Origin of the sequence: Exiguobacterium sp. s131, from assembly GCF_018617345.1 — a bacterium.
GTDB classification, from domain to species: Bacteria; Bacillota; Bacilli; order Exiguobacteriales; family Exiguobacteriaceae; genus Exiguobacterium; species Exiguobacterium profundum.
On sequence record NZ_JACSJX010000009.1, the window covers coordinates 1 to 12,934 of the forward strand.

Genomic DNA, 12,934 nt, shown 5'->3' on the forward strand with positions numbered 1-12,934 from the left:
TTATATCATCATTCCTCACTGCTAAATGGGGATCTATATTCTGCTTCCTCCTCATTTTTCTCTTTCCATAACTCTTTATGTCCTATTAATTTCATGTAATCATTGTTATCCCCTAAATGATTTATATACGGATGTTCGTAATGGTTTATTATCGTCGGTCTAAACCAACGAGTGATTAATCCTTGTTTATAATAAGTATGTCCGTTAGCTTTGATTTTCTCTAAAATAAGTTCAGCTTCACGAATTTGACCATGAACGTCAAAAAGTTCATACACACGTTCTTCATCTGCCCCCATATATGGAATTTTAATATGGTACTTTTCAGTAATCTGCAATTCTCTCTTTGCATCAATAACATCTAAAAATTCTAGTTCCTGATTATCGTAAGTGATTTTCGATTTATAGATTTTCAATTTTAAAACAATATTAATATTAGTAGATGGCAAATCTCCACGATTCTTTACTCTAATAGATATCATTTGAGGGTTGTAAACCAAATCGAATATTGGAATTGGGAAACCCTCACCCTCAAACTCAAAATGCTTTGCATAATGTGGGATTCTAATTTTGTTTTCTACTTCTTCATTTAATTTTTCAAAGTCATCCTCTGCTAAAAAAAGATTTCTTGATTCGGGAGAAATAGAAAGTTTTGACTGACTCATTTTTCTAGTGAAGCGAAAAACAATGAAGACTAAAATTAAATTAAACAATGCTAAAAAAGCAGTTGTAACCGGATCAAATTTATCAAAGAAGTCTACAAACTTATCCATTGCAGTCGCTTCTTTCGCCCCCACTGCACCAAGAACCACATTCATTATTAACATCACCTTCAACTCCGTAATAGTGTATAACCGTAAAAGGACATACTATTTTTTGGTAATCCTCTTTATTATCATAATTCAAGGCACACGCAGCAGCTATACTTATGTCGAAAATTGTGATTTACACCCGGCTTATCGCAAACAACACTAGGGCTTGTTTGAAACAACGCTAGGGCTTATGTAAAACAAGACCGTTTTACGGAAAGGAATCAAACGATCTACAATGAATTACGTAAGGTATGGAAAAACAAACGGTGTGAACGGCTTCTTATTTACTTCCAACGATAGATTGCCCATGTAGTCAAAACTCACTGCACCTCACGGGGCGTATATACATATAACCGATGACTGGAAGCCGCAAATATCTTTTGAAAAACAATATTCAAGGGGGATTTTAAGATGAACAAGGTAGAAGGAATCGTGTACACATTGGAAGGCGTAAGTGATCGTGGACTAATGGCAGAAGCGATGTTCGACTTACATAACCTTCAATCAAAACAACCGGGTACAATCGAGAACATCAAATACGTTGCAGGGGCGAACCGTGTTGTAGTTGTCGCTTACCGTGATCTTGCAGAATACATCGAAGATAACTCTCACGTATGGGAAGTCGTAAGTACATATTCAGTAAACATTATTAAATCTATCAAGTTCGACAAAGCAGAAGAAGCGGCTTTAAAAGAAATGGACGATCAAGACGAAGAATTTTATTTTGCCAATCTCGGATACAACTGATGAAATGACGGGGCAACCCGTCTTTCTTATGTGTATATAGGAACGTGTATTGCATTGAGTTGGGTTAGGGTACATTCATCGTTGTTTCGTTGCATCTGATAGGGCGAAAGGAAGAGTTTGTAAAGCTGGTATTGTAGTATTGGAAGGGTTTTAGTAGAATAAGATTAATTCACAATAGAAAGTGATTCACTGATTACGCATAGCCGTAATTTCAGATGGTTATCGAAGGTAATACATAAAAAAGAACAAAAAAAGAGGACTTCCCCCCACGCCTGCCAGCAATTCGGGAAAGCCCTATGACTTTTCGTTGTAAGTCTATTATATATACGGCTATCCGTTATTTCAAGGGTAAAGTCTATCAATTCATATATTCAGATTATAACGAAAAGTATTTAGGTGTACCGAAGGGGTGAAGTCTTCCTAGACAATAGGAGGACTTTTCGTCGTGTATAACAACCAACTCGAAGACATCAAGAAGCTGCAACGCTTCAACTCATTGGACGAATTCAACGAATCATTCTACATCGCTATGAAGCAACACCGTGACGCTTTCAGTAAGGGTGAACTGATTGCACTAAAGACCCTAAAGAACTGGGGGGCTAAGGTTGTAGGGGTTGTCTATGCGAAGATCGGTACGATCATTAAAGACCTAATCAAACGCAAGGGCGAAATGTATGTTCCTAGCCGTTCGACATTTGAACGGGCGATCCGGAAGGCGAAGAAGTTAGGCATTATCAAGACTATCGAAACGAAACAAGGTAGTACATCAGAACGTCGCCGGAACTTGAAAGGGAACAACATCTTCATCTTTGAATTGTTTAGTGATTCAGAACAATTGACGGAACGAAAAGACGAACAATTGACGGAACGAGAAAACGCCGAAACACCGCACAACCAAGCCGTTCAGACGCCGGAAATCGAGGGGGATACTTCTCTCTCTAATACTTCAAAAAATACTTTAAGTTCTTTACGTAAGAAACGTGATTATACATATGTACAAAGTTTTGTTCCTAAGTTCTTAGTAAACAAGCTTAAACCATTCTACAATAGTGCAGATATTATCGAAGATTGCTTCTTAAATGCGGTACATATCATGGATTCATACTACAAAGGCGGCTATGAGTTCGTTACAAAAGCTAATTTCGAAGCATTTGCAAGTGAAGCAATCAACGCATTGGTACGAAAAGAACGCAAACTAAGCGAATATGGTACTTCTGTACGCCGTCCAGTTGGATATTTCACGAATGCATTCAAGCAAATTGTAGAAAACGCAGCTATGGAAGAACTGATTGAAGCAGAAGAAAACGCCCCGATCTACTGAATAGACGCAGGACGTGTTTTAAGAGTGCATTCCAATTAAATAAAGTAGCCATTTCTGTTCACATTCAATGAATAACATAAAAACGAGTGATGAGGGGTCTTCAGAACGCCTGTAATCGCCTGTATGGGCTTTTGATTAATAAAGAGTACACAAAGGTGTGTAGCCCCTTAAAACACCTTATACGGCTTCCTATGGCTTATAAAATCACTTGTAGAAATGCGTAAAAAACTAGTCATCACAAAAAGCACAGTAATAGTTGAATGATAAAGTTCAAGTATAACAATCAATAATCATATTATAATTCACCATTCATTATAAGCGTTGAGGGCTTCTGTATGGGCTTTTAAGCATTCTTGAAGGTTCTAGCATTCAGAACTATTAGAAAGACTGTCGAGGGCGTCCTACGGCGTCAAAAAACACCTCACAACACTCTTTCTTATTCTAATTTTAATTCTTTGCGTTCTTCCGGCGTCAGATCTCGAATGTTGTATGTCTTTACAGGTGAGGGCTTTCCGTCAGTCATTCTACAACCTCGATAGGAATGATGTAAGTTACCCTTAGCAATGTTTTCCGATTGAGTTTGCACTCTATGTGTTGAATTTACAGATTGAACGTATTGAAAACTTACATCATGCTTCTTTGCAATTTCCGTCCAACTCAACTTTTTTTCTTGTATGCTTTTGATTATTTGTTGATTTAATCGTTCTTTGGAGTAATTTACTTTATTTTCGTATTTCATAGTGTTTTTTTACCTCTCTTTCACACTGGTTCATATTTAATGTTGGGAGGGTATTAATCACTTGTGACATTAAATCACGAATAATACTGAATTAGAGGTGCTGGCATGGAAGAAGCTTCATTTGATTTTACTTGTCCGGAATGCGGAGAAGAGTTTCATGAACGAGTTGAGTTTGAAGACGTAGAAGAAGTGGCTTCACATGAACGGAATGGTGATGTTGAAATTCAATACGACTTCAAAGGGAATGTAGAATGCCCGGAATGCGGTCATACGTGGGAAGTGACGGGTGAGTTTTGGGAATATCCGTCTGGAGTATTCTATAACGCACAATTGACACGATAAAGATATGGAACCTCGCTTATGGTGAGGTTTTTTTTATACATTTGTTTGGCAACAAGTTATGGGTCACACTCCCTTGTGGTGTGTGAATGATAAACATTAAGAACGTTGATACTATGCGATTCGACATAGTTATTAAACACAATACAGATCGAGTCGAAAGAATCGCTGCTAATATCTTACTAGTTTGTTACTGAAACTTAATAAAGCTTGAAACCGTTGGGGCAGAAGGGTTTTCGGCACTTCGTGGTATTGCTTTGAAAAAAAGTTTAGATACGTGATTGTACAGAAACCCCTCTGAATGCCTATATACATAAGAGATATAAGAGATATTAAAAATAATAGTTATTAAAACAGTCGCTTTAGCGACAAGTAATTAGATTTAATGGATAGGTATGTTCTTTTGTAAAAGAACTAAAAGAGTAATTACGCCTTACGGCGTGTTTATTCACTTCGTTCATAAACTGCTTATGTACAAAACAGATAAGATTAATACATATAGATTTACAATAATAGAACTAGAAACATAGCGGTGTTACATCTTTGTAGTATCGCTTTATATACAATTCCTTCTTCTTGTTTCGTGCGATGTTTGACACTCCTTTCTAAGAATTGCACATGAAAAAGCCCTCGTTTCCTTAACCGGATCCGGGGGCTTCTTTTTTTGTATATGATTATTCAATTATGCCCTTTTCACGTAACTTCTTGTACAGTGTCGGTTTCGATACTTCCGAAAGTCTGCAAATCTGATTGACGCTATACTGCTTCGTTTCCAAGTTCTCTTTATAAAGCTTGATAGCATAGTTCACTTTGTCCGAATCAACCTTTGGACGCCCAACCTTGCTTCCTCTTCTCTTCGCACTCTTCATACCGTCTTTTGTACGTTCGCTAATCATATCCCGTTCAAATTGAACGACTGCACTCATGACAGTGAAGATCATCTGTCCGGAAGGTGAAGTAGTATCTAACCATTTGTCATTAAGGCTGACTAGGTTCGCCTTCTTCTCGCCAATCTCTTTGACGATGTTCTGTAAGTCGATTGATGACCGAGAAAGGCGTGAAATTTCGACAATATAAACCGTGTCACCTTCTTCTAATTCTTCAATCATTTGAGTGAGTGCCGGACGATTTCGAACAGTTCCGGACATTGTTTCTTCGTAAAACACAGTACAACCAACCTCTTCTAAAGCTTCTCTTTGTCGGTCAATTCGTTGTGACCCCGTCGAAATTCGGAGATATGCGACCTTACGTCCAGTAGCAACTTTTTCTTCAAGTGTGTTCATATGTAAACCCCCGTGTATCAAGTGATTTGTCGGTTAATTTAATGTTATCTTACACCCTTTTTTAACTTAATACAAGTGTATTGTTGTAGTTAATAATACAACTATAAAGTTATAGTATAATGTTTATGTGGAAACTATACGTTTTTAAACAAACGTGTATAATGAATATAGACAATCTACGGAAGGGGGCTACGTTGTGGGAGAGATTATTACTGTAACCATTTCGAAGGGTGGCGTATTGAAAACTTCAATCGTCAGTAACTTAGGAAGTGCGATTGCCAAGACCTATCCGGATAAACGGATCTTGTTAATCGAATCAGATCCACAAGGGAACTTATCGGACTCATTCGGAATTGATTCAGAAGCGTTACCATACTCTTTGTATGACGTGTACATGGGAGATAAGACGTTCCATGAAGTGAAGCAGACGATACTACATAACATGGATATAGTTCCAGCAAAGAACGAACTGAACGACCTAGATTACCGCATATGGACGAACTACGAACGAGAGGGGATAAAGCCCTTCGAACTTCTCAAGGACGCTATACGTGACGTGAGAAACGATTACGACTACATTCTGATAGACACGCCCCCGGCTTACTCTTTGAACGTTGGGAACATTCTAAGTATCACGGACAAGGTAATCATTCCTCTTCAATTAGAACCGTTTGCGTTGAAAGGATTACGCAAAGCCGTTGATATGGTTGAGTATTACAATGAACGTCGTAAGAATCCGATTGTAATAGCCGGTGTGTTGGCTACAATGGTGCGGAATACGTTTCTTCACAAAGAGTTGATGAAGCAAACGAAGCAGTATTGTGAAGCTATCGGGGTTCCGATGTTAAACACGACTATCAAGCAATCCATTAAGTACGCCGAATCAGTAGCAATTGAAGGGAAACCTGCCGTGTTATCTGATAAAGGAAGTGCGAGAGATAAAGAACTATTAAATGCGTATTATGAATTGATGGGAGAGATCATACATGAGTAAGAAAGTACCTAACCAGTTTGCTAATGTACCGAACGAAAGAAAACAGGAAGAAGAAGTGCCGTCAAACGACTTCTTAGACTTGTCGAAATTCAAGACGAAGAAAGAGAAGGCGAAGGACAAAACAGGCAAAACACGCCTTACAATCCTAGTAGATGAAGAAGTTGCGAAACGTTTAGATCGTGCGGCTAAACGATACGGTAAAGGATTTAAGTCTGAAATCACTTCGGACGCACTTACTAAAGCATTAGATTTATTGGAACAGAAAGAAGCAGCAGAACGTGATTGAAGATAAACGAAGGGCGTGAAAAGCGTCCTTTTTTTGTACAAAACTAATACTATTTCAATATAACAAATATGTTACAAAGCAGATTTTTCATAGTTAAAAGGGCTTTTAGCTTGCTATAAGAGTAGGAAGAAATGAATAGACACCTCGAAGCAGTGGCGACTTAAATAGTTGCCCTGCTTATTTTTTTTACCTAAAGAGGTTACATTTTTGTACTTTATCGCACCAAGAACAGAAGGGAGAGAACAGGTAGTGCAACATGAGTTTATTTTACGAGGTAAGGCAATCCGAATTGCACGGGAGATTCGAGATGTATCGCTACAAGAGTTTGCGGACATGGTTCGGATTGATAATCGCTATTTATCCAAAATGGAACGTGAACGTATTGGAATCACACGTATGCATGAAATTCGTATCATTCGAGGGTTACGTAAACATCTAAAGGTGAGTGACGCCGAACTAGTAGCTATTCAAATCATTGTAGAAAATGCAGAAGGGAAGTTTGACGAATGGAAAAAGTAAGACCGTTAACCGGAAAGCAGAAACAGATTTTAAAAGAGTTCTTTGAACGTTCAGTAGCAGGAGAAACAATGGAAGAAGTGGCTTCGTCACATGGAATCAGTCGTAAAACATTGTCTACATGGAAGAACAGTAAAGAAGGTAAGGAACTTCACGCTAACTTCCGAAAAGAATTGAGTGCTAACGACTTAGAAATCTTTTATGAAGTTCTGAAAGAAAAGATGGCAGCAGGATCATTCAAACATATGGAACTCTACGCCAAGATTCACCGAGATAAGATTGGTCTTATTGATAAACAAGAAATACTAAATACGACAGATAGTGATAATCGAGTAAAAAGCGGTTTTTCAAGTGAAGACATTTCCGAGTTAGAAGCACTCATTAATGATGAACTACCACTACAACGAGTTAAGTAATAACGGAGAGGGAGATTACATGATGGATTTATTCAAAGGCGACACGATTAAGAAGATTAACAAGTTAGTTGAGAAGGGCGAAGAACGTAAGAAAAAACTCCTTACTAAGATTGAAGAGTTGAAAGAAGATCATGAAGCATTGTATCAAGCGGAACAAGATGACTTTAACCAAGCAATTATTGAAGGTAGTGAACCTTCTAAGAAAATACGCAATGACCGTATGAAGGTGGAAGAAGAGTTAAAAGAATCTTATGAATTGCTATCCAAGATTGATGTAGCAATTGAATCGGAATTGAAGAAGTCTAAGAACGATGTAGAGAAAGAACGCCGCCAGTTTACGCAGGAAAAGAAAGAAGAGTTTAACGAACTGTTCGCAGAACTTAATGACTTAAAGTTGGCTTACCTTAACAAGCTTATTGAATATCATAATAAGGAACGTGCCTATGTAAGTGAGTACCGTCGTACATTCCAAGACATTCATAATAAGTTGGGCTTACGTATGCCGGATCCTAGAGATCATAACAAGCTTTTCTTACACCAACGTTATCAAGTAGCAGAACGGTATTCACCGTTGATTTATGGCGATGAATTTGAAGCAGCCCTTGATGAAGGTAAGCTAACATTCATCACGGCACAAAACAAAGACGCATTTAAAAAGTAAGAGTTTCCACCTCTTATATCTATTGGACGGGGTTCACTGCCCCGTCTTTATTTTTGTAATTAGAAAGGGTGAATGCACATGGAGTTAGTAACTCTATATGTCCATAAAGAATCAAACAAGGTTGTTTCTCGACTATGTACCGGTTGCCAAGCCGTCAAATTGTTAGAAGAGTTCTCTTCGGATCCGACTAAGAAACAGAAGTATCAGATTCATTGGACGATTAAGTGTAATCAGTGTGTAGAAGATGAAAAGGGAGATGTACAAGTATGAAGAAATCAGCGTATGAATTAATGGCACAAGGATATGAAGAACTACGTTTGAAAGAAAAGGATAAAGAGAATCAGCAGGAAGCCGGGTTCATTAACTTAGACAAAGACGAAGATCGTCCTTTGACACCAATCGAGAAGATGATGAAGGGGTACAAATAATGGCACGAAGTAATAAGAATATCGGATGTGGCAATGTAGCTAAGACGAGTAGACGCACCAACAAAGGCACATACAAACCTTCAACGGCTAAACAAATGAATGACGCACATAATCGACTATTTGGTAGCAAGCGTAAATGAACAATAGAATACCGGCGAGGACAGGGGGACACGGCTTGTAATGAGTTGATGTTCCCTCTTTTTTTTGTGTCTATTTTGAATAACAATATTCAAGTTGTTAATTATAGTTGATTGTTATACTTGTACTACAATAAATCGCTATTTGTTATACGTTGTATGTGTTTAGAGTAGATTAACGTTAATGTCGTTTGATCACATTCAACATTAAGGCACGTTGGTGTATGTATTAGTGATTGTGAGGACTGTAATTGAATATGATATGACGAGGGAGAAAGACCAAGAAACCTGCCCAAAGTGTGCCGCCGTGAAATCAATCGAATGGGAAGCTATCAATCCCATATACCTGCAAACGCAGTAACATCAATGATTCATAAAGTGAAACATTAATCTCATAGAAATATCTATTCTACACAACGGGAAGATTTCAGTTATCAACTTCATTGGACGAGTCTACAATAAATCGTACGAATGTAATCAATCCAGATGATTAACTAGCCCTAATATAACGGTTAAAAAAAGGAATGTTTTTTTAACTGCATTTAACTATTTTTGTCAAGTTAAAAAGCTTTACAGTAAAACCGCATGACATAAAGGACGTTATAGTTAATAAAAGCGGTTAAAAAAACATTCAGTTAGTTTTGATAAAAATCACCTTATATTTAACGAACAGTTTAAGACTGGTTATAGGTCTTTAATCGTTCTTTCACCCAAACTATGGTGTCTTCCGTCATCCGTAAACATAAAAGTGCGTCGTAATTTGATACTGTCTCTCGATATAAGGTACCGTCAATTTTCGGCCCCTCTGTAATATGTGGTCCTAAATTAGAAGTGATTGAGTAAAGTTGATAAAAGAGTTTAAACCGTGAGTATTCAAACCTACGATCCGTCTGAAATACTATGCCCTTATCAGCAGTTCCTTGCATAATATTGTTAGGCACTTTAACTTCTTCAATGTGTGCGTCGGTACTTAAATTAAGTAATCCTTTGACCCACTTGGTATCTCCATCATCTTTAAAGTGGCTAAACAATCCCGTGATAATGTTTCTGCAATTAGAGATACACGAAACATTTTTACCATCGATGTAGTTTTTAATTGCTTCTTGATACAATTTTGATAGTTCTGGATACTCCCGAATTAACCAGGAATCGATAGATGAAGGATTTCTCGGGGTATGTGTAGTTTGATTTGTAAATGGAATCACTCTAAACTTACCGTCAACGTATTTAACATCTAAGTTAAATACGTTTAAGTTATTAACTAGAGTTCTGAAATCCTCATTTGCACCTTCAATTATAAGACTTTGAATCCTTTCGTCAGAAGATCTTTTTAGTTTCTCCTCTATTTCAAAATCGTCTACATATAAACTGTCTTCCCAGTAGCCCTCTTTAAATACGTTTAATATTTTAATCTCTGACACGATTTCAGAGAACAATATTTGTAATCTTTCTACGCTTCTTCCTGCATTATAAACGCTGCTAAATATAACTCTAATTGCAGAATAAAATTCTGTGAACTCAGGGTTTTTATTTGGATAAAATCCTGAGTAACTTATAGGATCAAGTCTTTTGTGGTAGGAGGAGTACAGGTGACTGACCCCAGCGTTAGATAAGATCCTTTCCCACATAGAGTTATTGGTAGTAGGCAACACAACCTGGTTGTTCATTACAGTTGCTATTTTAGATAATGCAATCATTTCAAAGCTATCCAAATCAAAACCTCCTCTTGTATCTCTCTATTACATTTTATAGTATTTTTTAACTCCGCACACTGAACTCAATTCTTTGAGATATTCCCTAAAACATTGGTTAAAGGGAAGAAGAATGCTGCAAATCAAAATCGCTTAGTGAAGCCGTTTGTTTTTCCCGTAATCCCTTCCCTAAAGTAGATGCTATATTTTGCGTGTATTCGAATATGATTGTTCAAGTGCAGATAAGCGAAGACCGGGGTATACGGGGGAAGGGGTGTATCACGCCGTACACACTGGCAATCGAATATACGTACACCAAAAATAACGTCCGGATGTTACGTAGCTTATCTTCTCTAAAAGTTATGCTTCTATAGATAGTCCGATACCTACATAGTAAAATGAAATATGTGATTACATTTTTTTCCTCAACTAAGTACAAGATGTACGAAATGACAACTATTAAGGAGTGCATAAAATGCCTATCAGTATTGAAGAAAGTGTTTGGTTGGTCACTCAAGTGTTTTCTATCAAGTGCCACCAGTTAGCACGGCACCGACATCCGAATATTTATCTAAAAGGAAACAATGAGTTATTCAGTGATTGGTTTGAAGATGGACTCGAAGAATACGAACCTCTTAAATTAGGTGCTAATGCCCACCCTGACTTGATTATCAATGGGTTAGGTATAGAACTAAAATCATTAAAGACTAACGGTCAAATTCAGTTCAATTCAACCATTCCTTGCGGTGGATTCAAACATGGGGCATACGAAGGGGAATGCTATTATGCGGTGGCAAAGTATTCAAAAGATAGAAACTACGGGTATTTAGAAGATTTCACTATTTGTGACGGAGATTTCTTCAACCATGATAGAGAAATGGCTTTTGCCCATTCAAATGACCAAGATACTGGATTTGGTGACTATGGAGATGGTGTAATTCGTTATCGTAAGATGTATTCATTCCCAAGTCCATTACGGACTGTTCCTGGAATCTCCTTAATTTCGCAATACAGTAACCTTACTGAATTTGACCAAGAGTTGATTTTAGATGGGGAAGTTACAAAAGAAGATGTTAACGGGGATGTACATACCTTCTATGTCTATCGTCATTCGGTACTTAACAACTGAAAGTAAAAATAATTGACATAGACCCTTCGTTTGGTACACTTATTGTATATATAAATAAAGTACCGTTCGGAGGGCGTTTGTTTTATGAAAAAAACACAACTAATCTCTCTATCGCAATCTAAGCATAGAGAATTACTTAAAAAGGTAGAGTCTTTGGCAGAGAAGGAAAACAGATCGCTTTCTGACGCCATTCTAGAATTACTTAGCATTGGATATAGTGAATACGTAAATAGAAGTGTCGAAACTGCGTTACCTTTCTCCGTGGTTTCCCTCTTCGCCGGTGCCGGCGGTTTAGATGTAGGGCTTCATATGGCAGGGTTCAAGACTGTTTGGGCTAATGAGAAGGACAAAGACGCTTGCGAAACTTACATGGCTAACAATCCCGATACGTACGTTGAACGTGGCGATGTAAGGAATGTAAAATCATTCCCCGAAGCAGATATGGTGGTAGGGGGCTACCCTTGCCAAGGTTTTTCTTTAGCAGGAAACAGACTAGTGGCAGATGAACGTAACTTCTTATACAAAGAATTTGTACGTGCTTTGCGTTCTTCTAGCCCCAAGTTCTTCATAGCCGAAAACGTAAAAGGCATGGTCACAATGCAAGATGGACGTGTAATTGAAGCAATGGTTGATGACTTCAAAAACCAAGGTTACGAGGTAACTTATCATCTAGTAAATGCAAAAGATTATGGAGTACCACAAGACAGAGAACGGGTCTTCATCATCGGAGTTCGACAAGATATTAGCAAGCAGTTTAAATATGAACTTCCTGTACCAACTCATGGTACTGATTTGCTAGGAGAAAAACCTTATGTAACTTTGAAAGACGCAATCGGACACTTAACACCCGATGAAGTTGGTGAAGTATACGAAAGTGGATTCTCTTCACGATACCTTAGCCGTAACAGAAAGCGTTCATGGGATGAAGTAAGCTTCACGATACAAGCCAGTGGGCGTCATGCACCTTTACACCCTAGTGGTGAAGCTATGGTAAAGGTAGGAACAGATGAATGGATCCTACCGGAAACATCAGAACACAGAAGACTATCAGCCGTTGAATGTGCATTGATTCAAACTTTCCCGAAAGATTATATTTGGAAAGGAAGCTTAGGTTCTATCTACAAACAGATTGGAAACGCAGTTCCTTGTCTACTTGCAAAAGCCATTGCCCAACCAATTGCAGATTATTTGAAAGCATACTATAACACTGAACATAAAAAAGTGATTGAATCAGTTGCTAAAAAAGAACTTGAAGAAGCACTTTAAGATTACGAACTGACGGGGCAACCCGTCTTTTTTCTTGGATTTGAACAATCATATTTCATAATTTAAAAAAGCCCTCTTAGGGCTTATATCATCATTCCTCACTGCTAAATGGGGATCTATATTCTGCTTCCTCCTCATTTTTCTCTTTCCATAACTCTTTATGTCCTATTAA

16 protein-coding genes are annotated in these 12,934 nt (G+C 37.8%); 12 read left to right on the forward strand and 4 right to left on the reverse strand.

All coding sequences use genetic code 11. From position 1 onward, the window contains the following. Positions 1-8: 8 nt before the first annotated feature. A complete protein-coding gene (locus tag KNO69_RS15075; RefSeq protein WP_214818971.1) occupies positions 9-815 on the reverse strand; it encodes a hypothetical protein in 807 nt (268 codons plus the stop codon). Positions 816-1,220: 405 nt separating this feature from the next. Between KNO69_RS15075 and KNO69_RS15080 the strand changes: the two genes are divergently transcribed. Together KNO69_RS15080 and KNO69_RS15085 are read left to right on the forward strand one after the other, a co-directional pair. Beyond that, positions 1,221-1,556: a hypothetical protein gene (locus KNO69_RS15080; protein WP_214818972.1), complete on the forward strand. Its 336-nt coding sequence runs from the start codon at positions 1,221-1,223 to the stop codon at positions 1,554-1,556. Between the two features lie 445 nt (positions 1,557-2,001). Continuing rightward, positions 2,002-2,877 (forward strand): hypothetical protein, encoded by an 876-nt coding sequence (locus tag KNO69_RS15085; protein WP_214818973.1) that lies wholly within the window; start codon positions 2,002-2,004, stop codon positions 2,875-2,877. A gap of 436 nt (positions 2,878-3,313) precedes the next feature. Here KNO69_RS15085 and KNO69_RS15090 read toward each other — a convergent pair whose 3' ends face one another. After that, on the reverse strand, positions 3,314-3,616 hold the full coding sequence (locus KNO69_RS15090) for a hypothetical protein (protein ID WP_214818974.1): 303 nt from the start codon (positions 3,614-3,616) through the stop codon (positions 3,314-3,316). 105 nt (positions 3,617-3,721) lie between these two features. Here KNO69_RS15090 and KNO69_RS15095 point away from each other — a divergent pair, with 105 nt between their 5' ends. Then, positions 3,722-3,958 carry a hypothetical protein gene (locus KNO69_RS15095; protein WP_214818975.1) on the forward strand — a complete coding sequence of 79 codons (237 nt, stop codon included), beginning with the start codon at positions 3,722-3,724 and terminating at the stop codon, positions 3,956-3,958. A gap of 671 nt (positions 3,959-4,629) precedes the next feature. Here KNO69_RS15095 and KNO69_RS15100 read toward each other — a convergent pair. Next, a complete protein-coding gene (locus KNO69_RS15100; protein WP_214818976.1) occupies positions 4,630-5,238 on the reverse strand; it encodes a recombinase family protein in 609 nt (202 codons plus the stop codon). A gap of 196 nt (positions 5,239-5,434) precedes the next feature. On the opposite strand from KNO69_RS15100, the gene KNO69_RS15105 reads away from it, so the two are divergent. The 7 genes from KNO69_RS15105 to KNO69_RS15135 all read left to right on the forward strand — a co-directional run bounded on the left by KNO69_RS15105 (position 5,435) and on the right by KNO69_RS15135 (position 8,539). Beyond that, complete coding sequence (locus tag KNO69_RS15105) at positions 5,435-6,232, forward strand: ParA family protein (protein ID WP_214818978.1); 798 nt, start codon at positions 5,435-5,437, stop codon at positions 6,230-6,232. Continuing rightward, on the forward strand, positions 6,225-6,518 hold the full coding sequence (locus tag KNO69_RS15110) for a hypothetical protein (protein ID WP_214818979.1): 294 nt from the start codon (positions 6,225-6,227) through the stop codon (positions 6,516-6,518). Before KNO69_RS15105 ends, KNO69_RS15110 begins: the two co-directional genes overlap by 8 nt. Before the next feature lie 249 nt (positions 6,519-6,767). Beyond that, on the forward strand, positions 6,768-7,037 hold the full coding sequence (locus KNO69_RS15115) for a helix-turn-helix domain-containing protein (protein ID WP_214818981.1): 270 nt from the start codon (positions 6,768-6,770) through the stop codon (positions 7,035-7,037). Beyond that, on the forward strand, positions 7,025-7,450 hold the full coding sequence (locus KNO69_RS15120) for a phBC6A51 family helix-turn-helix protein (RefSeq protein WP_214818983.1): 426 nt from the start codon (positions 7,025-7,027) through the stop codon (positions 7,448-7,450). The genes KNO69_RS15115 and KNO69_RS15120 overlap by 13 nt, the downstream gene beginning before the upstream one ends. A 22-nt stretch (positions 7,451-7,472) precedes the next feature. Further along, the gene (locus KNO69_RS15125; RefSeq protein ID WP_214818985.1) at positions 7,473-8,111 is read left to right on the forward strand and encodes a hypothetical protein; all 639 of its coding nucleotides are present in this window, start codon (positions 7,473-7,475) and stop codon (positions 8,109-8,111) included. A gap of 78 nt (positions 8,112-8,189) precedes the next feature. After that, positions 8,190-8,381 (forward strand): hypothetical protein, encoded by a 192-nt coding sequence (locus KNO69_RS15130; RefSeq protein WP_214818987.1) that lies wholly within the window; start codon positions 8,190-8,192, stop codon positions 8,379-8,381. Continuing rightward, the gene (locus tag KNO69_RS15135; RefSeq protein WP_214818989.1) at positions 8,378-8,539 is read left to right on the forward strand and encodes a hypothetical protein; all 162 of its coding nucleotides are present in this window, start codon (positions 8,378-8,380) and stop codon (positions 8,537-8,539) included. The genes KNO69_RS15130 and KNO69_RS15135 overlap by 4 nt, the downstream gene beginning before the upstream one ends. Positions 8,540-9,350: 811 nt before the next feature. Here KNO69_RS15135 and KNO69_RS15140 read toward each other — a convergent pair. Further along, entirely contained in the window at positions 9,351-10,388 is a 1,038-nt protein-coding gene (locus tag KNO69_RS15140) for a hypothetical protein (RefSeq protein WP_214818991.1), read from the reverse strand. Positions 10,389-10,842: 454 nt separating this feature from the next. Here KNO69_RS15140 and KNO69_RS15145 point away from each other — a divergent pair, with 454 nt between their 5' ends. Together KNO69_RS15145 and KNO69_RS15150 are read left to right on the forward strand one after the other, a co-directional pair. Then, entirely contained in the window at positions 10,843-11,496 is a 654-nt protein-coding gene (locus tag KNO69_RS15145; RefSeq protein ID WP_214818993.1) for a hypothetical protein, read from the forward strand. Positions 11,497-11,580: 84 nt separating this feature from the next. Further along, positions 11,581-12,762, forward strand: coding sequence for a DNA cytosine methyltransferase (locus KNO69_RS15150; protein ID WP_214818996.1), 1,182 nt, complete (start codon positions 11,581-11,583; stop codon positions 12,760-12,762). Positions 12,763-12,934: the final 172 nt, after the last annotated feature.

Excerpts from the sequence above, each read along its gene's own strand:
- KNO69_RS15075 (WP_214818971.1), bottom strand. The coding sequence starts at position 815 with ATGAATGTGGTTCTTGGTGCAGTGGGGGCGAAAGAAGCGACTGCAATG.
- KNO69_RS15080 (WP_214818972.1), top strand. The coding sequence starts at position 1,221 with ATGAACAAGGTAGAAGGAATCGTGTACACATTGGAAGGCGTAAGTGAT.
- KNO69_RS15090 (WP_214818974.1), bottom strand. The coding sequence starts at position 3,616 with ATGAAATACGAAAATAAAGTAAATTACTCCAAAGAACGATTAAATCAA.
- KNO69_RS15095 (WP_214818975.1), top strand. The coding sequence starts at position 3,722 with ATGGAAGAAGCTTCATTTGATTTTACTTGTCCGGAATGCGGAGAAGAG.
- KNO69_RS15100 (WP_214818976.1), bottom strand. The coding sequence starts at position 5,238 with ATGAACACACTTGAAGAAAAAGTTGCTACTGGACGTAAGGTCGCATAT.
- KNO69_RS15110 (WP_214818979.1), top strand. The coding sequence starts at position 6,225 with ATGAGTAAGAAAGTACCTAACCAGTTTGCTAATGTACCGAACGAAAGA.
- KNO69_RS15120 (WP_214818983.1), top strand. The coding sequence starts at position 7,025 with ATGGAAAAAGTAAGACCGTTAACCGGAAAGCAGAAACAGATTTTAAAA.
- KNO69_RS15125 (WP_214818985.1), top strand. The coding sequence starts at position 7,473 with ATGGATTTATTCAAAGGCGACACGATTAAGAAGATTAACAAGTTAGTT.
- KNO69_RS15130 (WP_214818987.1), top strand. The coding sequence starts at position 8,190 with ATGGAGTTAGTAACTCTATATGTCCATAAAGAATCAAACAAGGTTGTT.
- KNO69_RS15135 (WP_214818989.1), top strand. The coding sequence starts at position 8,378 with ATGAAGAAATCAGCGTATGAATTAATGGCACAAGGATATGAAGAACTA.
- KNO69_RS15145 (WP_214818993.1), top strand. The coding sequence starts at position 10,843 with ATGCCTATCAGTATTGAAGAAAGTGTTTGGTTGGTCACTCAAGTGTTT.
- KNO69_RS15150 (WP_214818996.1), top strand. The coding sequence starts at position 11,581 with ATGAAAAAAACACAACTAATCTCTCTATCGCAATCTAAGCATAGAGAA.